This window comes from Methylorubrum sp. SL192 (genome assembly GCF_026672325.1).
In the GTDB taxonomy this organism is placed as follows: Bacteria; Pseudomonadota; Alphaproteobacteria; order Rhizobiales; family Beijerinckiaceae; genus Methylobacterium; species Methylobacterium extorquens.
In genome coordinates this window covers 3,272,532-3,292,130 of the sequence record NZ_JAPPQV010000003.1, presented here as the reverse complement: position 1 = coordinate 3,292,130, position 19,599 = coordinate 3,272,532, and the positions used below count along the sequence as shown (strand labels likewise).

The following is a 19,599-nucleotide window of genomic DNA, read 5'->3' as shown; positions in this document are numbered from 1 at the left end:
GGGTGCCTGCGGAGCAGGCGGGTGAGGGGCCGGTTCCGCTTTGTCGGAAACGGCGCTCCCCTCGCCCGCCCCCTTCAAGGCCACCCGCCACCGAAGGGGAGGGAAGCCGCGCAGGACCTGATGCCGCCCCATCCCGCTCCCCTCACCGCCATCGTCGTCAGCCACGACAGCGCAGACGCCCTGCCCGCCTGCCTCGCGGCGCTGGCCCGCGAAGGCGTTCCGGCGATCGTGGTCGACAACGCCAGCCGCGACGGCTCGGTGGCGGTGGCGGAAGCCCACGGCGCGCGGGTGATCGCCCATCCCCGCAACGAGGGCTATGGCCGGGCCAACAATATCGGCGTGCGCGCCGCCGAGGGGGCCCGGCACGTCCTCATCCTCAATCCCGATCTCGTGCTGCAACCGGGCGCCGCCGCCGCGCTGCTGGCCGCGGCGCGGGCCTGGTCTGACGCCGGCCTCCTGGCGCCGCGCATCCACGAGCCGGACGGGCGCTTCTTCTACCAGCCGCGCTCGCTGCTCGCGCCCTACCTCACCAACCCGAAGGGCCGGCGTGATCTCCCCGAGGGCGACGCCTGCGCGCCGTTCCTGTCGGGCGCCTGCCTGATGATCGAGCGCGCCCTCTTCCTCGACCTCGGCGGCTTCGACGAGAATATCTTCTTGTTCTACGAGGACGACGACCTCTGCCGCCGGGTGGCCGATGCGGGGCGCGCGCTGGTCCACGTCCACGGCGCGGTGGCCCTGCACGGGCGAGGGCGCTCCTCGGCCCCGTCGCCGGGCCGGGTGTTTCGGACGCGCTGGCATCAGGCGTGGTCGCGGGCCTACGTCTCGCGGAAATACGGCCTGCCCGATCCGAGCCCGGGAATGCTCGCCACCAACGCCCCGAAGGCGGCGCTCGCCGCCCTCGCCTTCCGCCGCTCGGGGCTGGAGCGCTACGGCGGCTCGGCGGCCGGCGCACTCGCCGCCCTGCGCGGGCAGAGCGCGCTGGCCCGCGAGGGGCTGGCACCGTGAGCCTGCTCTCGGGACCGACGATCGCGGAGGCGCTGGCGCGCCCGCACAACGCCTTCTCCTCCTTACGGCTGGCGCTCGCCCTGATGGTGGTGGTCTCCCACGCCTTCAGCGTCGTCTCCGGCCACGCGCTCGACGAGCCGCTGGCCCGCACCACCGGCTTCTCGCTGGGCGAGCACGCGGTGAACGGCTTCTTCGCCGTCTCGGGCTTCCTCGTCACCATGAGCTACGACCGGCGCGGCTGGCGCGACTACGTCATCGCCCGGAGCTTGCGCATCGGACCGGGCCTCGTCGCTGCGACCCTGGCGGTCTCGCTGCTGCTCGGCGGCGCCCTCACCCGGCTGCCGCTCGCCGAGTACTACGCCTCGCCCGAGCTGTGGCGCTTCGCGCGCGGCACGCTCCTCTCCTTCAAGAGCAATGCCAGCCTGCCCGGCCTGTTCGAGACCAACCCGTTCCGAAGCCCGCTCGGCACGGTCTGGACCCTGAAATACGAGACGATCTGCTACGCCGGCGTTCTCGCCATCGGGCTTCTCGGGCTCCTGCGGCGGCGCTGGGCCGTGCCGGCGCTCACCGCCGCCCTGGCCCTGAGCCTGGGCCTTCTCGAAGCGGTCCGGCCCGAGATGTCCAAGGGCACCGAGACGGCCCTGCGCCTGCCGCTGATCTTCGCCGCCGGGGCCTGCCTCTACCTGTGGCGCGATTCCATCCGCCTCACGCCGTGGCCGCTGCTCGTCCTGGCCGCGGGCCTCCTGCTGCAGGGCCACGCGCCCGCCCGGACGCTGCTCTTCCTCGGCGAGAGCTACGCGGCGATCTGGCTTGGCCTCCTGCCGGCACTGGCCCGCCCTGCCCTCGATCCGCCCGCCGACCTCTCCTACGGGGTCTATCTCTACGGCTGGCCGATCCAGCAGAGCCTGCACGCGCTCTGGCCCACGGCCTCCGCCCTGGCCCTGCTGGTGCCGGCCCTCCTGCTCGCTGGGCTCGTCGCCGCCGCGTCCTGGTATGCAGTCGAGAAGCCGGCCCTGCGCCTCAAGGCGCGGGCCCTCGGGCGGCGCACGCTGGGGACGATCGAACCCGCGGGCCCCTGAAGCGAATTTGATCCTCTCGCACCGCCCGTGCGTTTGAGACCCGCAGGGCGTGTCGACGCGCCGCCGTGGTGGGGCGCCCTGCCCGCCCTAGCTACGGTGCCGGGTCCGTATCCCCGGCCCATTCCTCTCCCGGAAGCCCGGATCACTGCCCACCATGAAGGTCGTCGTGGATCTCAACCGCTGCCAAGCCTACGCGCAGTGCATCTACGCGGCGCCGGGGCATTTCGCCCTGCACGGCCGGGAAGCGCTGGTCTACGACCCCTCCCCGGACGAGACCGCACGGGGCGAGATCGAGCGGGCCATCCATGCCTGCCCGGTGCGGGCGATCACCGCCTACCCCGATGCCGCCGACGCGGCGGCCGGAGAGGCGCGGTGACGACACACCCTGAACGCATCGTCGTCGTCGGCGCCTCGCTGGCGGGCCTTGCCGCCGCCCATGCCCTGCGTGAACGAGGCTATGCCGGCCGCCTGACCCTAGTCGGCGCCGAGCCCCACCGACCCTACGACCGGCCGCCGCTCTCCAAGCAGGTACTGCGCGGGCTCTACTCCGCCGACACCACCCTACCCTGCCATCCCGATCTGCGCGCGGAGTTCCGCCTCGGGCAGCCGGCGACCCGGCTCGACCTGACCGGGCGCGTCGTCGAATGCGAAGACGGCAGCCGCCTGCCCTACGACCGCCTGCTGATCGCCACCGGCACCCGGGCGCGGCCCTGGCCCAACCCGGAGGAGGCCGCCCTCGCCGGTGTCTTCACCCTGCGCGACCGCGATGACGCCGAGCGGCTCGGCGCGCATCTGCGGACCAAGCCGCACCGCGTCGTCCTCGTCGGCGGCGGCTTCATCGGCTTCGAGGTCGCCTCGACCTGCCGCGATCTCGACATGCCCGTCACCCTGCTGGTGCGCGATGCCGTGCCGCTGGCCGCGGCGCTCGGCCCCCGCCTCGGTGGCTTGATCGGCGAGGTCGCCCGCGAGAAGGGCGTCGATCTGCGCCTCGAATCCGAGATCGAGCGGATGGAGGGGGCCGGCGGGAACCTCGCCGCCGTGATCCTGAAGGACGGCACGCGGATCGAGACCGACTGCCTCGTCGCGGCGATCGGCACGTTGCGCAACGTCGAATGGCTCGACGGCTCGGGGCTTGAGGCCGATGCGGGGGGCCTGCGCTGCGATGCCTTCTGCCGTGCGCTCCGCGCGGACGGCCACGTCGCCGAGGGCGTTTTTTGCGCGGGCGACGTGGCGCGCTGGCCGAACCCGCACGACGACGACGCCCTCGTGGCGGTCGAGCATTGGGGCAACGCTCGGGCGCAAGCCGAGACTGCCGCCGCCAACATGCTGGCGGGCGATGCCTCGGCGATGCGCCGCCACGACCACCTGCCCGATTTCTGGTCGCAGCAATTCGGCCTGACGATCAAGCTCGTCGGCCTGACCGAGGGCGCCGACGCCCTCGCGGTGGTGCACGGCTCGCTCGAGGAGCGGCGCCTCGTGGCCGCCTTCGGCAAGGCGGGCCGCACCGTCGCCGCCGCCGCCATCGACAGCGCCCGCTGGCTGCCCGCCTACAAGGCCGCGATCCGCGAGCGCGCCCCGTTCCCGCCGATCGAGGACGCCGTCGATCAGCCCCGCATCCGTGTGCAGGAGCCCTAGTCCCGTGAGCGGAAGCACGCTGTTCGACCAGATCCTCGATCCCGCCAACCGGGCGAACCCCTACCCGCTCTACGCCGAGCTGCGCAAAACCCCCGTCGCGCGGCAGGAGGACGGCACCTACGTCGTCAGCGGCCATGCCGAGCTGGCGCGGCTGATCTCCGATCCGCGGATCAGCTCGGACGATCTGCCCGACCCGCAGAAATTCCGCTGGACCGGCAACCCCGTCACCGATCTGCTGGTGCGGCCGGTGCGGGCCGAGATCCGCAAGCGGCACCGCCCCTTTATCTTCCGCGATCCCCCCGATCACGACCGCCTGCGGGGGCAGGTGATGCGCTGCTTCACGCCCGAGCGGGTGCGCGGCATGCGTGCGAAGACGCAGGAGATCACCGACGACCTGATCGGCAAGATGCGGGGCAAGACCCAGATCGATCTCGTCGACGAGTTCTCCTACCCGCTCCCCGTCACCGTGATCTGCGAGCTGCTCGGCGTGCCGCCGGAGGACGAGGCGCAGTTCCACGGCTGGGCGACGCAGCTCGCGACCGCGCTGGAGCCAAACCAGCGTGGCGACGAGGAGACGCAAGCCAAGAACGAGGTCTGCTTCACCGAAATCGCCGACTACCTCCAGGGGCTGATCAAGGAGAAGCGCAAGGACCCGCAGCAGGACATCCTCTCCGACCTTGCGACCGATAAGGAGGGGATGAACGATTTCGACCTGATCGCCACCGCGGTGCTGCTGCTGGTGGCGGGCCACGAGACCACGGTGAACCTGATCACCAACGGGATGCTGACGCTGGTGCGCTTCCCCGAGCATGGGGAGCGCCTGCGCGCCGAGCCGGACCTCGCCCCGCGCCTGATCGAGGAATTGCTGCGCTACGAGCCGCCGGTCCATTACCGCACGCGCGTAGCGCTCACCGACATCCCGGTGGCAGGGATCACCATCCCGAAGGATGCGCCGGTGATTTTCCTGCTCGCCGCCGCCAACCGCGATCCGGCGCGCTTTCCCGACCCAGACCGCTTCGATCCCGACCGGCCCGACAACCGCCATCTCGGCTTCGGCGGCGGGCTGCATTACTGCGTCGGCGCCCCGCTCGCGCGAATCGAGGCGGAGGTGGCCCTGGTCAGCCTCGTGCGGCGGCTGAAGGGCGTGTCCCTGATGGAGGACCCGCCGCCCTACCGGCCCGGCGCCTCGCTGCGGGGGCCGCGGCACCTGAGGCTGGCGCTGGAGGGTGTGGTAGAGGATTAATCCTCTACCCGAGTGCCGCTGGGATCCCCTCTCCCCGCGCGCGGGGAGAGGACCGCGACGACCCTGTCGTCGGCGCGGTGAGCCCGAAGGGCGACGGTGAGGGGGCGCATCCGAGAGAAACTCCTTCGGCCAAGCCCCCTCACCCTTGGCTGCCGCCTCGCTTTGCCGACGACGAGGTCGGCAAAGCCCTCTCCCCGCGCGGGGAGAGGGGGATGTGCACGTGACGTGCCGCATCATCGAAGAAGGCAACAGCCAAAAGAAAAGCGCCCGACCTTTCGGCCGGGCGCTCCTCCAAAAACATCCGTTCGGACGATCGCTTACGCGGTCAGAACCGTGGACGGCTCGACCTTCACGCCCGGGCCCATCGTCGAGGTGACGGCGATGCGCTGGATGTAGGTGCCCTTGGCGCCCGTGGGCTTCGCCTTGGCGACCGCGTCGGCGAAGGCCTTGATGTTCTCGACGAGCTTCTGCTCGTCGAAGGACACCTTGCCGACGCCGGCGTGGATGATGCCGGCCTTCTCGACGCGGAACTCGACCGCGCCGCCCTTGGCGGCGGCAACGGCACCCTTCACGTCCATGGTGACGGTGCCGACCTTCGGGTTCGGCATCAGGCCGCGCGGGCCCAGCACCTTACCGAGACGGCCGACGAGCGGCATCAGGTCCGGGGTCGCGATGCAGCGATCGAACTCGATCTTGCCGCCCTGGACGATCTCAAGGAGATCCTCGGCGCCGACGATGTCGGCACCCGCTGCGCGGGCGTCGTCCGCCTTGGCGCCACGGGCGAAGACCGCCACGCGAACCGTCCGGCCGGAGCCGTTCGGCAGGTTGCAGACGCCGCGGACCATCTGGTCGGCGTGGCGCGGATCGACGCCGAGATTCATCGAGATCTCGACGGTTTCGTCGAACTTGGCCGAAGCCTTCGACTTCACCAGCTTGATCGCCTCGTCGATGGCGTAGAGCTTCATCGGCTCCAGACCCTCGCGGGCGGCGCGGATGCGCTTTCCTTCGCGTGCCATATCGCCCTCCCTTACGCGACGACTTCGAGGCCCATGGCTCGCGCGGAGCCACGGATCATCGCGACCGCCGCATCGACGGAGTCGCAGTTCAGGTCGGGCATCTTCTTCTCGGCGATCTCGCGAAGCTGGGCTTCGGTGATCTTGCCGACGGTCGGGCCCTTGCCCGGGGTCTTGGAGCCGGAGGCCGGCTTCTTGCCGATCTTCAGGCCAACCGCCTTCTTCAGGAAGAAGGTGACCGGGGGCTGCTTCATCTCGAAGGTGAAGGAGCGGTCCTGATACGCGGTGATGATCACCGGGATCGGGGTGCCCTTCTCCATCTGCGCGGTCTTCGCGTTGAAGGCCTTGCAGAATTCCATGATGTTGAGGCCGCGCTGACCGAGCGCGGGACCGATCGGCGGCGACGGGTTGGCGGCGCCGGCCGGGACTTGAAGCTTCACGTAGCCCGTGATCTTCTTCGCCATGGGACTGCTCCCAAGAATTGCGCGTCGCCGGGCTGCCGAGGCACGGACGGACGGGCGGTTGCAGGTCGCGGTGCGATCCGTGGATCCCGGAGGCGAAGCCGGGCAGATCTCCCGCGGGGTTGTGGCGGTGCTCTCATGAAAGCATCGCCGTTTCCGGGCCGCGGCAGAGCCGCCAGCCGGGAAAATCGGAGATCAGTCAGTGCCGACTGATCGCGAATTGCGTAGAAATCAGACCTTCTCGACCTGACCGTATTCCAGCTCGACCGGGGTGGCGCGTCCGAAGATCGACACCGCCACCTTGAGGCGCGAGCGGGCGTCGTCGATTTCCTCGACGGTGCCGTTGAAGGAGGCGAAGGGGCCGTCGGAGACGCGCACGGTCTCGCCGATCTCGAAGGAGACGGTGTGCTTCGGGCGATCCACGCCCTCCTGCACCTGCCCCTTGATGCGCTCGGCCTCGGCGTCCGGGATCGGCACGGGCTTGGCCTTGTCGGCGCCCAGGAAGCCGGTCACCTTCGGGGTGTTCTTGATGAGGTGGTAGACCTCGTCGGTCAGGTCGCACTTCACGAGCACGTAGCCCGGGAAGAACTTGCGCTCGGCATCGACCTTGCGGCCGCGGCGCACCTCGGTGACCTTCTCGGTCGGCACCATGACCTCGTCGAACAGTTCGGTCAGCCCACGCTGGGCCGCCTGATCCTTGATGGACTGGGCGACCTTATTCTCGAAGTTCGAGTAGGCGTGGACGATGTACCAGCGCTTCGACACGGGTCTCTCAACTCCTCGGCGTCCGTAAGACGCCTGCGATGACTCAGGCGCCGATCCCGAGGACCAGGCTGACGGCGAAGCGCATCACCTGATCGACGGCGACGAAGAACAGGCTCGCGACGACGACCATGATGAACACCATGATGGTGGTCACGGTGGTTTCCTTGCGGGTCGGCCACGTGACCTTGCGGCCCTCGTCGCGCACCTCGCCCAGGAACTCCACCGGGCCCACCCGCTTCGGCGCGGGGCGCGCGGGCGGGGTCGGGCGCTGGGGCGCGACGGGGGCCGTGCCGCGTTTGGGTCCGCGGGCCGCGTCGGCTTTCTTGGTCGCTTCGTTCGATGCCATGGCGCAACTGAAACCGGACAGGGCTCCGGGAACCACCGATCGCGGTGCGGGGACAATCGCGTCCCACACCGACAGCATCTGAGGATCTCGGAATGCGCCCGCTCTAGCGCAAGTGATCCGGCTTGTCGATGGGTTCGGGACGGGGTGCCGCCGGTCGGATGCCAAGTCGGTCTCGGCGTCGGGCTCGGTGGGCGCCGTGGCAGGAGTGGAGGGACTCGAACCCCCAACCCCCGGTTTTGGAGACCGGTGCTCTGACCAGTTGAGCTACACTCCTACGGCGCGCGCGGCGCGGCTCGCGTCATGCCGCAACCTGCGGCCCAAAGCAAGGGCAGGACGTCAGCAAGCAGAGTCATCGCCCGAAGGATGATCTGCCGCCTTGCGGGCGCGAAGAGCGCCCCGCGGAGCGAGTTCGAGGACCGGAACGGTCGCTCGAACACAAAAGCGGAGCGAAAGCCTGAGGCCGCGGAGGCGGCCGCCGGCACTTGAGGCCCAGCGAAAAACAGAGCAATCGCTATTCGTCGTCCAGCTCGAAATCCGCGTCCGCGAAGGGATAGGCCGCCTCGACGAGGTAGGGCCCGCCGCCGCGCGAGGTGCGGGCGGAGAACAGGGCGGCGCGGCGCGCCGTGAAGGTCAGGCGGGGAAACACCCCCGCTTCCGTCAGCCTTCGCGCCACGGCCTCCGGGGAGGCCTCGCGGTTGAGGCGGGCCAGCGTCACGTGCGGCGTGAACTTGCGCCGCTCCGGCGCGGCACCGGCGCGGCGGGCGATGCGCTCGTGCTCTTCCTGCAAATCGATGAGTTCCGGCGTGGGGACGACCGAGGCGTAGAGCGCCCGAGGCCGGTCGCCGCCGAAGCTCGCGAGCCCGTCCAGCGTCACGGTGAGCGGCGCGCGCACCCGCGCCTCCCGCAGGCCGGCATCGACATCGGCAGCGATCATGTCGTCGATCTCGCCGAGGAAGCGCAGGGTGACGTGGTAGTCGCTCGGCTCGATCCAGCGCGCGCCGGGCAGGCCGCCGCGGAAGAACGACAGCCGCTCGGCGATGTCCGGCGGAATCTCGATGCCGGTGAACAGGCGCGGCATGGTTCGCTACCCCTTCTTCTCCGGATTCTGGCCCAGGCGGCCCAGGAAGGTCTCGACGCTCGGCAGGATGCCCTCGACGATCCGCTCGACGCCCTTGGCGGTGGGGTGCAGCCCGTCATCCATGGTGTTGGCGCGTTGGCCCGTCACGCCGTCAAGAAAGAACGGGTAGAGCACGAGGCCGTGCGCCTTGGCCAAGTCGGGATAGATCGCGTCGAACCGGGCGCGGTACGCCGTGCCGAGATTCGGCGCGGCCAGCATGCCGGCCAGCAGCACCGGAATGTTGCGCTCCTTCAGCCGCGCGATGATCGTCTCGAGCGCCTTGCGGGTCACCGCCGGATCGGTGCCGCGCAGCATATCGTTGGCGCCGAGTTCGAGGATCACGCCTTGCGTGCCGTCCGGCACCGACCAGTCGAGCCGGTCGAGCCCGCCGGTGCTGGTGTCGCCCGACACGCCGGCATTGGCAATCTCGACCCGGTACCCCTTGGCCTTCAGCGCCCGCTCCAGCACCGCGGGAAAGGCGGCGTCGGCCGGCAGGCGGTAGCCCGCGGTGAGGCTGTCGCCGAAGGCCACGAGCTTGAGCGGCGCCGGCTCGGCACGGGCCGAGCCGGGCAGCAGGCCCGCGGCACCGACGAGCGTGGCTGCGGCGAAGAGGAGCATCAGCGCGGCCCTGCGCCGGAGGCGGCGCGGCCCCACATCGGGTGCGTCCGCCTCGCGCCGGGCGCCCAAGCATGACACAAGCCTGCCGGGTCCGGCGTCCGCTTCGTTCGCGTGGTGCAAGACCGTATCCTTTCGCTCGGACATGTCCGGGTGGTTGCCAAGCTGCTCGCCAACTTCCCTGCCAAGATCGGTCGGTGCCTGATGTCGAACAAGGCCGTCTCCCTGTCGCAGATCGAGCTGAGCCTCGGCCGCGGCCCCGCGCGGGTGCATGTCCTGCGCGGCATCTCGCTCGATGTCGAGCGCGGCGAGGCGGTCGGACTCGTCGGCCCGTCGGGTTCGGGAAAATCGACCCTGCTCACCGTCATGGCCGGGCTGGAGCGGCCTGATACCGGCCGCGTCACCATCGCCGGCACGGATCTCGGTGGGCTCGATGAGGACGGGCTCGCGCGTTTCCGCGGCCGCAACATCGGCATCGTGTTCCAGGCCTTCCACCTCGTGCCGACCATGACCGCGCTGGAGAACGTGGCGCTGCCGCTCGAACTCGCCAACGCATCCGATCCGCACGGACGGGCGGCCGCGGAACTCGAGGCAGTGGGGCTCGGCCACCGGCTGCGGCACTACCCGGCGCAGCTCTCCGGCGGCGAGCAGCAGCGGGTGGCGATCGCCCGTGCGCTCGCGCCCGATCCGGCGATCCTGGTCGCCGACGAGCCGACGGGAAACCTCGACGAGGCGACGGGACGGCAGATCGTGGACCTATTGTTCGGGCTCAAGCGCGACCGCGGCGCGACCCTGGTGCTGGTAACGCACGATCCCGGCCTCGCCCGGCTGTGCGACCGCACCGTGCGCCTGCGCGCCGGCCGGATCGAAGCGCCGGCCGAGGCGCAAGAGGCCTGAACGAACAAGAGGCCTGAACGAACACGAGGCCCGAACAAACACAGGGCCTGAAAAACGATGCCTTCCGGTGCCGGTCGGGCGCCGAAAGGCAAGCTCGTGTCGGGTGTTGAAGCCGTCTGCTCGCGCGTCGCGTCAGGCGACGCGGCAAACAGAAAGATCAGGCGCTCAGCGGGGCGCCGATCCGGGCGCGGAGCTGAGCCCGCAGGTTCTGGTTGGCCGCGCTACGGTCGGCGTCGAGGGCCCACATCAGGCGCAGGAGCCGGCTGATCGGCAGAGCCCGGTCCTCAATGGCCTCGGCAACCTGCTGCTGGATCGATTTCGAGGTCGCCATGAACGTCTCGGCCGTGGTCTGCATGAGTCGCATCCGGAAACGGGCTCGCCCCCCGCGGGGCGGGCTCTTAAACGGTTCCAAATCGCAAGGCCATAGGTTTGCCGGCTTGCAGTTAGCGGTTCCTTCGAGCGCCCGCGCCGCACCTCACAGCTTTGTGAAGCCGGCGCGTTGTCAGGCGAGCGGCGAGCGCGCGTAGCCGTCGAGCAGATCCTGTGGATCGCGGTAGATCGCGATGCATCCCGCCGCCGACAGCTCGGCCTCCGGGAAGCCGCCGCAGAGGACGCCGATCGTCGAAAGCCCAGCCCCGGCAGCAGCTTGCGCATCGTAGGGAGTATCCCCGATCACCATCACCGCGTCTTTGGGGAGGCCGTGAAGCTTCTTCAGCACCGCCTCGAAGATGTCCGGATGCGGCTTGGATCGGTCGGCGTCGTCGGAGGTCGTGACCACGTCGACGAGATCGGTGATGCCCAGGATTTTCTGGTAGTTTTCCACCTCGTCCGCCTTGCCGGAGGACGCGAGCGCGACGGTCTGGTCTGCATTCCGCACATGGCTGAGCAGGGCCTTCACGGCGGGAAACGGCTTCGCTTGCGCGAGATAGGATCGCTTGAACAGATCGGAGCGGTAGGCCTCGATCGCTTCGCCCTCGCGGGCGAGCCGGTCCGCGTCCACGAAGACGGGCAGGAGCTGGTCGCCGCCCTTCCCGATCTGGCGGCGGACCTCGGCCTCCTTCGTCTCGATCCCGAAATGCGCAAAGGCCTCGACCCAGGCGCGGGCGTGCAGATCGACGCTGTCGAGCAGCGTGCCGTCGATGTCGAAGACGACGGCTTTGATGCGAGCGGACATCGAATCAGGCCCTCTCAGCGCGGAAACAGCTGGAGGCCGTCATCGGGGAGGAGATTGCGGGCGGGCCCGCCGGTCTGCTGGCCGCGGCCCTGCTGGTAGTAGGGCAGCTCGGGGCGACGGTCGTTGCCGCTGCCGGAATCGTATTCCCAGGGCGCGTTCCAGGGCGCCCGGCCGCTCACCGCCGGCACGGCGGGGCCGGTGTAGAACGAGTCGCCTGGCCGCATGGGTCCCGCTGCCGCGGCGCTGGCCGCCAGCATCGTGCCGAGGAAGACGGCGGCAGCACCTCGTCCGATCAACGTGCGCATCGCTTGTCATCCCCCGATCGTGGCCGCGCTCCGCCCGCAGAGCGCGAAGGGAAACGGCCGAGCCTGGTCCGCGTTCCGGGGCCTCGGGCTCGCTCGCCCCGACTTTTGCCCCGACTTTCCCCGGATGGGCCCTAAAAAGCGAAGCCCGCCGGCCCCAGGGGGCGGCGGGCTCTCGAACCGCGTCTCGTTCAGTGGCGGCTCAGTGGAGGACGACCGCCTCGGCTCCGGCGCGGCTGGCGGCCGACTTGGACCGGGGTGCCGCCTTCACCGCCTTGGCGGCGGGCTTCTCGGCGGCCTTCGCGGAGGTCTTGGCAGGCGTCTTAGCAGGCGTCTTGGCCGGTGCCTTGGCCTTGGCAGCCTTGGCGACGCTCGCCAGAGCCTCGGCGGGGGCCTGCACCGCCGCCTTGGCGCGGGCGGTGCGGGGCTTGGCGACCTTGGCCGGCGCAGCGGACGCCTCGGCTTCGATCAGCGCCGCAGCCGGGGCCTGAAGCAGTTCGGATTCGGCCTGAAGCCAGTGGGCCTCGGCCCGGCCGAAAACCCGGCCTTCACCTTCCCAGATGTAGTAGGCGCGCTCGCGCACGCTTTTCTCGCACAGCACCATAACGCTCTCCCGAAATCGTCCGACGTGAGTTCGAACGATGGAAGCGCATGGTTAAGGGGCGGTTAACCGCGTTCCGCAGCGCGGGAAAGACGGCGGTGGTTCGCGCGCACCTTGCGGCGGTAGCCGGCCACGACCGCGCCGTGCGAGGCGCCCGTCGCGAGCTGCATCGCCGCCTCGCCGGCCGCGAGCAGCTTCTCGCTCACCATGCGCTGCGCCTCCACCTGCGCACCGCTGCCCCCGGCCGCGAGTTTGGCCATCCGCAGGGCGATCACCGACTGCGCCTCGAAGGCGAGCAGGGTCGTGTCGAGGCCGAGCTTCCACCACGTCGCATACATCGAACCTGCCCTCTCGTCGTCACACGGCATCGATCTGATCAGGTCACGACGCCCCGCAACGGCGCAGGGCCGGGCTCGGGAACGGGGCGCTGAGACACAGGTTCGAGCGCCATTCCCGGCCGCCTCCGGTGGTTGGGCGGTCGGGAACGGCATCGCGGCTCAATCGAAGCTGCGCCCCTTGGCGGCCGAACCGCCCAGGCTGATCTTGACCTTCTTCGGCGGGGCGGCCTGCCCCCCCTTGCCGCGCCCGGCCGGCACCTCGACCTCCGGCGCCGCCTGAGCGGGCTTCAACCGGGACTGGCCGTAGATCACCGAGCCGATTTCGCCCACCGCCTGGACCAGGTCGTCGCGCTCGCAGGCGCGGGCCACCTTAAGGCCGAGCTGGTGCATGTGGCTCTTGCCGTAGAGATAGGCGGCGAGCTTGGCGCGGGTCAGCGCCGGAATCTCCTCGAGGATGTAGGGCAGATCGTAGTCGTCGGCGCGGTAGACCTCACCGAGTCGTTCGAGGGAGACCGGGCATTCCGGATCGACGGTCGCGCCGGTGGTCGGATGGGCCTGGGTCATGGATCACCTGCTGTCGGTGCAAAGGGCGATGGAGAGGGTGACGAAAGCGGCGAAGGCATGTCGGCGGTCGCAGCCTCCGCCACGGGGGACGGCCTGACTGCAATCGGGTCGGAACGCGCGGGAAGGCATCCGGTGCAAACCGAGGCGATCGCGATCCGGGCGCGCCGGTCGCTGCGCTCCCAGACGGATTCGCGCGCCGTCGCCGCGGCGGCCGGCCCGGAGGCCGCAGTTCCAGAGGTCGAAGTCCCGGCGAGCCGGGCGTCCGGGTTCGCGCGGATCCGCAGATAGAGCGGCTCCTCCGCTCGGACAGCGGAGATCGGACCGCACGGGAACCCACACAGGGCCATCCCGTACACGGCCGCGCCGAGGAGCGCGAGCCGGCCCGGACGTGCCGATGCCGTGCGCCGCGCGGCGCCTCGTGCCGTGCAGCCCGATGTCATGCCGGTTGTCATGCGGATGCGCGGGTCTCGCCATGGCGGTTGCGGGCGCCGGTTCCCGCTTCGCGGGCTTCCGGGCCGAACAGGATCGGCCGGGATGGTCAACAAGACCTTAACCGCGGCATCCATGCGAGGCGAGCCACCCCACGCGAAAAAGCCCGGCGCGAGGCCGGGCTCTTCTGGGGGAGGTCCGGCGGTCCGGTGAGGGACCGCCGGAGATCCGGGTCCTAGTACGAGCCGAACTTGTAGTTCAGGCCGGCGCGGACGACGGCGAACTCGGTGTCGCGGACCTGCTGGCCACCGCTGACGAGCACGGTGCCCGGGCTGCCGATGGAGACCGTACGGCCCTGGTTGTCCGTCGCGAAGGCGCCACGGCCGCCGGTGCCGCGATCGAGGTTCACGTACAGACCTTCGACCTTCAGCGTCACGGCCGAAGACTTGAAGAAGTTCAGGAACGAGTCGGTCGGGAGAGCGTACTCGATACCACCGCCGGCGGCCCAGCCGGTCTGGAAGTCGTTGCTCGACACGCCGGTGCCGAACTCACGACCGCCGCCGGAGCCGTAGGCGAAGCCGCCGGTGCCGTACACGAGGGTGCGGTCGAAGGCGTAGCCGAGGCGACCGCGGACGGTGCCGAAGAAGTCGAGGCCGGACAGACCACCCGGGTTGAACACCTGCTGGGCGGCCAGCGGGCTGGTCGAGAGGAAGCGGTTCCGGTCACGGCCGAAATCGGCGTACTGGGCGTCGGCCTCGACACCGATCACGACACCGGAGCCCGGGGTGAACTGGTAGTTGTAGCCGATCTGACCGCCGCCGACGAAGCCTTCGTTGGACTCACGGTTGCTGAAGGCGACCACGGCGGTGGTGCCCGGGGGCACGAGCAGGGAGGCCGGGCCGACGCCGATCACGGTCGGGACGCGGTCATCCTGGGTGCCGAAGCCGTAACCGGCGTTGAAACCGGCGTAGAAGCCCGTCCAGGTGAACACCGGCACCGGCTGGAACACCGGCGGCGGAGCCGCGCGGCGCGGGAGGTCGGCGGCCGAGGCGGCGACGGTGGCGGCAACGAGCGCGCTCGAAGCAAGAAGCAGGATTTTCATCGTGTCGTGTCCTGATTTGGCGGGAGCCGGTGTTGGTGTGAAGTGGCCCGGGGAGCTCCCCGGTATCCGTCGCCCTCCAGCGATGAAGCGATCAATGCACCTGAATCCGTCAACGAAAGGTGAAGCTTACCCAGCCGTAAGCGCTCGATCAGGCCCGACGTGTCTTTGCGCACATCGTTGCCTCGTCTTGTCGAAAACCAGCAACAGTCAAACCATTCAGCACAAGCTGAAGACAATACGGTTAACGGTCGGTGTCTCCCGCCGTGCAAGGCCGCGTTAACCACGCTCGGGCGATCATTCCCCCGCGCCGGCGCCCGATCCCGGATCCGGCCGGCCCGATGGATTGCGCTGCCCATGTCCTTCGATTCCGGCTCGCCCAGACCGCGCGGCCCCCTCGCATGGTCGATCAAGACCGCGCTGTTCGTCGGCCTCGGCGCCACCGCCCTTGCCCACCACATCGCCCAGCCGGTCGGCAAGCCGGTTCACCGGGGCAGCGACCCGGAGGTGACGGGCTCGATCGGCCTCAAGGCGCAGTCGCTGCGGCTCGACCCCTGCGCGCTCCGCGGCGCCCTCGGCACGAGCGCGCGCGACTGACCTTCGCGGCGGGACTCGAGACGACCGCCCAGGCGAGGCCGGCAAGCCGAGGCCGGAGACGTCGGCCTTACGCGAGCACGGGTTTGAGACGGTCTCGGGATGCCGTCGACGCAACCGTACCCCGCCCGCGCGGGAGGAGGCTGTGCTGTCTCGGTCGATTGACAAGCAGGCACAGGGGTCTAAGTGTCGCGCGCGTTCGGACGCGTGATGGCGTACCGCGCACGGCTCTCGCGATCCGCCGCCGGCGCGAGCTTTCGAGCCCCTGATCGGCCCACTTCACGCGCACAATGGTTTTCCCTACCCGATGTCTTTCGCCGATCTTGGACTGAGCGACAAGGTACTCCAAGCCGTCACCACGGCCGGCTACACCGAGCCGACGCCGATCCAGGCCCAGGCGATCCCGCATGTGCTCGCCCGGCGCGACGTGCTCGGCATCGCCCAGACCGGCACCGGCAAGACCGCCGCCTTCACCCTGCCGATGCTGACCATGCTGGAGACCGGCCGCGCCCGGGCTCGCATGCCGCGCACGCTCATCCTGGAGCCGACCCGCGAACTCGCGGCGCAGGTCGAGGAGAATTTCGAGCGCTACGGCACCAACCACAAGCTCAACGTGGCGCTCATCATCGGCGGCGTCTCCTTCGCCGACCAGGATGCCAAGCTCACCCGCGGCACCGACGTGCTGATCGCGACGCCGGGGCGCCTGCTCGACCATTTCGAGCGCGGCAAGCTGCTGCTGACCGGCGTCGAGCTTCTCGTCATCGACGAGGCCGACCGGATGCTCGACATGGGGTTCATTCCCGACATCGAGCGCATCGTGAAGATGGTGCCCTTCACGCGCCAGACGCTGTTCTTCTCCGCGACCATGCCGCCGGAGATCGAGCGGCTGGCCGACATGTTCCTGCACAACCCGCAGCGGGTCGAGGTGGCGCGTCCCGCCTCCACCGCCACGACCATCGAGCAGCGCCTCGTGGCGACGGGCGCGGAGGGCCATGAGAAGCGCAAGGTGCTGCGCCACCTCATCCGCTCGGCGAGCGAGCTGCAGAACGGCATCATCTTCTGCAACCGCAAGCGCGACGTCGCCCAGCTTCAGCGCTCGCTGACCAGCCACGGCTTCAACGCGGCAGCACTCCACGGCGACATGGACCAGCGCGCCCGCATGGCCGCCCTCGACGGCTTCCGCAGCGGCGAGGTTCCGCTGCTGGTGGCCTCGGACGTCGCCGCGCGCGGCCTCGATATCCCCGCCGTCAGCCACGTCTTCAACTTCGACGTGCCGCACCACCCGGAGGATTACGTCCACCGGATCGGACGCACCGGCCGTGCCGGCCGCTCGGGCCAGGCCTTCACCCTCGCGAGCCGAAGCGACGAGCGCTCGCTCTCGGCGATCGAAAGCCTGATCGGTCAGCCGATCGCTTGGCTCGACGGCGATCTTGCCAGCGTCTCCGACGAGGTGGAGGGCGACGAGCCGCGCCGCCGCCGCGGCAGCCGCCGGGCCAAGGAAACCAAGGGGGGCGAGGAAACCAAGAGCGGCGGGCGCAGCACCGAGCGGAGTGCCGCCCCGGCGAGCGAAAGCCCCCGCAGCGAGAACCGCTCCCGCGGAGGTCGCCGTCCGGCCGCCGAGCGCAGCCGCGCCGACGCGCCCCGGCGAGACCCGGTGCGTGAGCCGGAACCGGTTGCGGTTGCCCCTTCCGCTCCCCCTGCCCCTCCCCGCGAGTTGGCCCGCGAGCCCGTCCGGAGCGCCCCCGAACGCGCGCGCGGCGAGCGTCGTCCCCCGCGTCGCGACGAGGACGGCGAGACGCCGGTCGGCCTCGGCTCGCACGTCCCGGCCTTCCTGCTGAAGCCGACCGGGTTCGGGAAGAGCAAGTAGCTCCTCGACCCAATCCCGCGGATCCCATCGCGCTAGCGCGATGGGTGCCTTCCTCGAGCGCCGCGCGGGTGGGGTGATCCGGTCCCTGCTTCGATCAAAACGCCCGCGCGGCGAACGGCCCGCGCTCGGGCGCTTTGTGAGACGCTCTTAACGTCCTGGCGAGATTCTGAGACGACACTTCGGCGGAGCGGACGATGTGGGCGGCGTGCCCCGTCCGCAGGAGCCTACGTCACCGGATGAGCCTCGATCCCGATCGTGATCGCAGTTTCGTGCTCGCGCAGCGCAGCTTCGAGCTGATGCGCGACTACTGTGCCTGCGCGACGCCGCGGGCCTACGCCGTGTGGTATCTCTACGTCTCCGGCACGCAGCCGCTGATGAACGATGCGGTCAAGCGGCTCACGACGCAGAACGGCACGCTGACCAGCGCCGACATCGAGGGGCTCCACGACACCTACATCGACGGCCGCCGCATGGCCGTGGAGGTGGATCGGATGAACTCGAGCCTCATCGCCGAGGTCGAGGGCATCATGGAAATGATCGAGGTGTCGATCCGCTCCACCGCCCAGTACGGCGAGTCGCTTCAGGCCCTGTCCCACGACATCGCCAACACGGCCACGAGCCGGGCGCGTCTGCGCGAGGTCGTGACGACGATCATCGCCAACACCCGCGACGTGACCGCCAACAACCGCACCCTCGAAGCGCGGATGCGCGAGAGCCGCAGCGAGATCGAGGCCTTGCGCGAGACGCTGGAGGCGGCCCGTCTGGAGAGCCTGACCGATGCCCTGACGGGGCTGGGCAACCGCAAGAGTTTCGAGGAGTCGCTCCGCAAGAGCATCGATCTGCAGTCTGCCTCGGCGCAGCAGGGCAAGCCGGCGAGCCTGATCGTGATCGACATCGATTCGTTCAAGCGCTTCAACGACCTCTACGGCCACCTGACCGGGGATCAGGTGCTGCGCCTCGTCGCCATCGTGATGCGCGAGCATATCGGTCAGAGAAACGCGACGCTCGCCCGGTTCGGCGGCGAGGAATTCGGCATCGTCCTGCCGGAAACCGACCGGGTCGAGGCGCGCGCCATCGCCGAGCGGGTGCGCATCGGCGTCACCGGCCGCGAACTGGTGAAGCGCTCCACCGGCGAATCGCTCGGCAAGGTCACGGTCTCGCTCGGCGTCGCGACCCAGCGCGAGGACGACAACGCGGTCTCCCTGCTGGAACGAGCCGACGCCTGCCTGTTCGCCGCCAAGCGCGCCGGCCGCAACCGCACCCTCGACGAGAGCGAAGTCGAGAACCTGCGCGACGTCGCCTGAGACGGAAGAGAGCCTCGTCCCGAAAGGCGGCCTCCGGGACGAGGCGAGAGCCATGCGCTCAAGCCTCGTCCGGTCTGCGAGACGAGGCAGCGCCGATCAGGCCGTAGCGCCGGCCGTGAGCCGCTCGGGATTGACCGGCGTGATCGCCACGGATTCGCCGCAGCCGCAGGCCGACGTCTGGTTCGGGTTGTTGAACACGAACTGGGACGACAGCTTGGTCGTCTGGAAATCCATCTCGGTGCCGAGCAGGAACAGCACCGCCTTGGGATCGATGAACACGGTTACGCCCCGGTCCTCGATCACGTCCTCGCCGGCTTTCCGCTCCTCGGCATATTCCATCGTGTAGGACATGCCGGCGCAGCCGCCGTTCTTCACGCCGACGCGCAAACCGGCGATCGGCGTCTCCGCATCGGCCATGATCGCCTTGAGCCGGTCCGCGGCGCGGTCGGTCAGCGTGATCACCTTGAAACTGGACATTGGGGTCTCTCTCCTGCGGCCGGGTTCAAGGCCCGGGCGGGTGAGGGGTTTTCGTACACCTGCAAAGATAAGCACTCCCCCGGCGCCGGTCCACCAGGAGACCCGGCACACCGGACGATTGCAGCCGTGCTATGCTGAATCGGTGGGAGAGCTTCGAGACGCTCGACGCCGTGATCGGCCTGCCCGCCATCGGAGCGCGGCTCGCGCTCGCCGACATTTACGAGGACGTGGCCTTCGAGCCGGGCCGGTCGGTCCGCTGAGGCGCTGCTACCACATGTCCAGCGCGACGCGGGCCTCGTCGGACATCCGGCTCTGGTCCCACGGCGGATCGAACACCATCGTGACGGAGCAGGATTGGACGCCCTGAACCGCCGAGACCGCGTTCTCGACCCAGCCCGGCATCTCGCCGGCCACCGGGCAGCCGGGGGCGGTCAGCGTCATGTCGATCAGCACGCGCCGGTCGTCCTCGATCTGCACCCGGTAGATCAGGCCGAGTTCGTAGATGTCGGCGGGGATCTCCGGATCGTAGACGCTCTTGAGCGCCACGACGATGTCGTCGGTCAGGCGATCGATTTCCTCGGCCGGGATCGCGGAGGCGGCCGCGAGGGCGGGGGTGTTGGTGCCGCCGGTGATGGTGGCGTCGGTGCTCATCGGGTCTCTCCCTCGGCCGCCGC

The 19,599-nt window shown here is 69.9% G+C and carries 25 protein-coding genes and 1 tRNA gene; 10 read left to right on the top strand and 16 right to left on the bottom strand.

Features of this window, described 5'->3' with window-relative positions; genetic code table 11:
• Window positions 1-120 precede the first annotated feature (120 nt).
• The 5 genes from OVA30_RS16300 to OVA30_RS16280 all read left to right on the top strand — a co-directional run bounded on the left by OVA30_RS16300 (window position 121) and on the right by OVA30_RS16280 (window position 4,962).
• A complete protein-coding gene (locus OVA30_RS16300) occupies window positions 121-1,005 on the top strand; it encodes a glycosyltransferase family 2 protein (protein WP_268176069.1) in 885 nt (294 codons plus the stop codon).
• Window positions 1,002-2,084, top strand: coding sequence for an acyltransferase family protein (locus tag OVA30_RS16295; protein WP_056115540.1), 1,083 nt, complete (start codon window positions 1,002-1,004; stop codon window positions 2,082-2,084). The genes OVA30_RS16300 and OVA30_RS16295 overlap by 4 nt, the downstream gene beginning before the upstream one ends.
• Window positions 2,085-2,238: 154 nt before the next feature.
• Entirely contained in the window at window positions 2,239-2,460 is a 222-nt protein-coding gene (locus tag OVA30_RS16290) for a ferredoxin (RefSeq protein WP_003597514.1), read from the top strand.
• The gene (locus OVA30_RS16285) at window positions 2,457-3,719 is read left to right on the top strand and encodes an NAD(P)/FAD-dependent oxidoreductase (protein ID WP_268176068.1); all 1,263 of its coding nucleotides are present in this window, start codon (window positions 2,457-2,459) and stop codon (window positions 3,717-3,719) included. Before OVA30_RS16290 ends, OVA30_RS16285 begins: the two co-directional genes overlap by 4 nt.
• Before the next feature lie 4 nt (window positions 3,720-3,723).
• Window positions 3,724-4,962, top strand: coding sequence for a cytochrome P450 (locus tag OVA30_RS16280; protein ID WP_268176067.1), 1,239 nt, complete (start codon window positions 3,724-3,726; stop codon window positions 4,960-4,962).
• Between the two features lie 317 nt (window positions 4,963-5,279).
• Here the strand turns inward: OVA30_RS16280 and rplA are convergent, their stop codons facing one another.
• From rplA to OVA30_RS16245, 7 genes are all read right to left on the bottom strand, one after another.
• Window positions 5,280-5,978: a 50S ribosomal protein L1 gene (gene rplA / locus OVA30_RS16275; protein WP_003597509.1), complete on the bottom strand. Its 699-nt coding sequence runs from the start codon at window positions 5,976-5,978 to the stop codon at window positions 5,280-5,282.
• Between the two features lie 11 nt (window positions 5,979-5,989).
• On the bottom strand, window positions 5,990-6,439 hold the full coding sequence (gene rplK, locus OVA30_RS16270) for a 50S ribosomal protein L11 (RefSeq protein WP_003597508.1): 450 nt from the start codon (window positions 6,437-6,439) through the stop codon (window positions 5,990-5,992).
• 228 nt (window positions 6,440-6,667) lie between these two features.
• Window positions 6,668-7,201, bottom strand: a complete 534-nt coding sequence (gene nusG / locus OVA30_RS16265; protein ID WP_003597503.1) for a transcription termination/antitermination protein NusG — start codon at window positions 7,199-7,201, stop codon at window positions 6,668-6,670.
• Between the two features lie 43 nt (window positions 7,202-7,244).
• Window positions 7,245-7,547: a preprotein translocase subunit SecE gene (gene secE, locus OVA30_RS16260; RefSeq protein WP_015824155.1), complete on the bottom strand. Its 303-nt coding sequence runs from the start codon at window positions 7,545-7,547 to the stop codon at window positions 7,245-7,247.
• A 197-nt stretch (window positions 7,548-7,744) separates the two neighbouring features.
• Window positions 7,745-7,821 (bottom strand) — tRNA-Trp (locus OVA30_RS16255).
• Between the two features lie 237 nt (window positions 7,822-8,058).
• The gene (gene thpR / locus OVA30_RS16250) at window positions 8,059-8,625 is read right to left on the bottom strand and encodes an RNA 2',3'-cyclic phosphodiesterase (RefSeq protein WP_056499902.1); all 567 of its coding nucleotides are present in this window, start codon (window positions 8,623-8,625) and stop codon (window positions 8,059-8,061) included.
• Window positions 8,626-8,631: 6 nt separating this feature from the next.
• Window positions 8,632-9,282, bottom strand: coding sequence for an arylesterase (locus OVA30_RS16245; protein WP_056116055.1), 651 nt, complete (start codon window positions 9,280-9,282; stop codon window positions 8,632-8,634).
• Between the two features lie 201 nt (window positions 9,283-9,483).
• On the opposite strand from OVA30_RS16245, the gene OVA30_RS16240 reads away from it, so the two are divergent.
• Window positions 9,484-10,176, top strand: a complete 693-nt coding sequence (locus OVA30_RS16240; protein ID WP_056499903.1) for an ABC transporter ATP-binding protein — start codon at window positions 9,484-9,486, stop codon at window positions 10,174-10,176.
• Window positions 10,177-10,333: 157 nt separating this feature from the next.
• Here the strand turns inward: OVA30_RS16240 and OVA30_RS16235 are convergent, their stop codons facing one another.
• The 7 genes from OVA30_RS16235 to OVA30_RS16205 form a co-directional block, all read right to left on the bottom strand.
• Complete coding sequence (locus tag OVA30_RS16235) at window positions 10,334-10,531, bottom strand: hypothetical protein (RefSeq protein WP_003605893.1); 198 nt, start codon at window positions 10,529-10,531, stop codon at window positions 10,334-10,336.
• Between the two features lie 147 nt (window positions 10,532-10,678).
• On the bottom strand, window positions 10,679-11,350 hold the full coding sequence (locus OVA30_RS16230; protein WP_268176066.1) for an HAD family hydrolase: 672 nt from the start codon (window positions 11,348-11,350) through the stop codon (window positions 10,679-10,681).
• A gap of 14 nt (window positions 11,351-11,364) precedes the next feature.
• Window positions 11,365-11,655: a hypothetical protein gene (locus OVA30_RS16225; protein ID WP_182568939.1), complete on the bottom strand. Its 291-nt coding sequence runs from the start codon at window positions 11,653-11,655 to the stop codon at window positions 11,365-11,367.
• Between the two features lie 199 nt (window positions 11,656-11,854).
• Window positions 11,855-12,256: a DUF2934 domain-containing protein gene (locus OVA30_RS16220; RefSeq protein WP_268176065.1), complete on the bottom strand. Its 402-nt coding sequence runs from the start codon at window positions 12,254-12,256 to the stop codon at window positions 11,855-11,857.
• Between the two features lie 62 nt (window positions 12,257-12,318).
• Window positions 12,319-12,591, bottom strand: coding sequence for a hypothetical protein (locus OVA30_RS16215; RefSeq protein ID WP_182568941.1), 273 nt, complete (start codon window positions 12,589-12,591; stop codon window positions 12,319-12,321).
• A 159-nt stretch (window positions 12,592-12,750) separates the two neighbouring features.
• Entirely contained in the window at window positions 12,751-13,155 is a 405-nt protein-coding gene (locus OVA30_RS16210) for a hypothetical protein (RefSeq protein ID WP_003605903.1), read from the bottom strand.
• 664 nt (window positions 13,156-13,819) lie between these two features.
• Window positions 13,820-14,686 carry an outer membrane protein gene (locus OVA30_RS16205; protein ID WP_003606597.1) on the bottom strand — a complete coding sequence of 289 codons (867 nt, stop codon included), beginning with the start codon at window positions 14,684-14,686 and terminating at the stop codon, window positions 13,820-13,822.
• 354 nt (window positions 14,687-15,040) lie between these two features.
• Here OVA30_RS16205 and OVA30_RS16200 point away from each other — a divergent pair, with 354 nt between their 5' ends.
• From OVA30_RS16200 to OVA30_RS16190, 3 genes are all read left to right on the top strand, one after another.
• Window positions 15,041-15,280: a hypothetical protein gene (locus OVA30_RS16200; protein ID WP_268176064.1), complete on the top strand. Its 240-nt coding sequence runs from the start codon at window positions 15,041-15,043 to the stop codon at window positions 15,278-15,280.
• A gap of 304 nt (window positions 15,281-15,584) precedes the next feature.
• Window positions 15,585-17,144, top strand: a complete 1,560-nt coding sequence (locus tag OVA30_RS16195; RefSeq protein ID WP_015857349.1) for a DEAD/DEAH box helicase — start codon at window positions 15,585-15,587, stop codon at window positions 17,142-17,144.
• Window positions 17,145-17,338: 194 nt separating this feature from the next.
• A complete protein-coding gene (locus OVA30_RS16190; protein ID WP_436277959.1) occupies window positions 17,339-18,448 on the top strand; it encodes a GGDEF domain-containing protein in 1,110 nt (369 codons plus the stop codon).
• A 96-nt stretch (window positions 18,449-18,544) separates the two neighbouring features.
• On the opposite strand, the gene OVA30_RS16185 is transcribed toward OVA30_RS16190, so the two are convergent.
• Window positions 18,545-18,925: a HesB/IscA family protein gene (locus OVA30_RS16185; RefSeq protein ID WP_004446373.1), complete on the bottom strand. Its 381-nt coding sequence runs from the start codon at window positions 18,923-18,925 to the stop codon at window positions 18,545-18,547.
• 131 nt (window positions 18,926-19,056) lie between these two features.
• Between OVA30_RS16185 and OVA30_RS16180 the strand changes: the two genes are divergently transcribed.
• Window positions 19,057-19,185, top strand: a complete 129-nt coding sequence (locus tag OVA30_RS16180; protein ID WP_268176063.1) for a hypothetical protein — start codon at window positions 19,057-19,059, stop codon at window positions 19,183-19,185.
• 7 nt (window positions 19,186-19,192) lie between these two features.
• Here the strand turns inward: OVA30_RS16180 and OVA30_RS16175 are convergent, their stop codons facing one another.
• Window positions 19,193-19,576 carry an SUF system Fe-S cluster assembly protein gene (locus OVA30_RS16175; RefSeq protein ID WP_004446369.1) on the bottom strand — a complete coding sequence of 128 codons (384 nt, stop codon included), beginning with the start codon at window positions 19,574-19,576 and terminating at the stop codon, window positions 19,193-19,195.
• Between the last annotated feature and the right edge of the window lie 23 nt (window positions 19,577-19,599).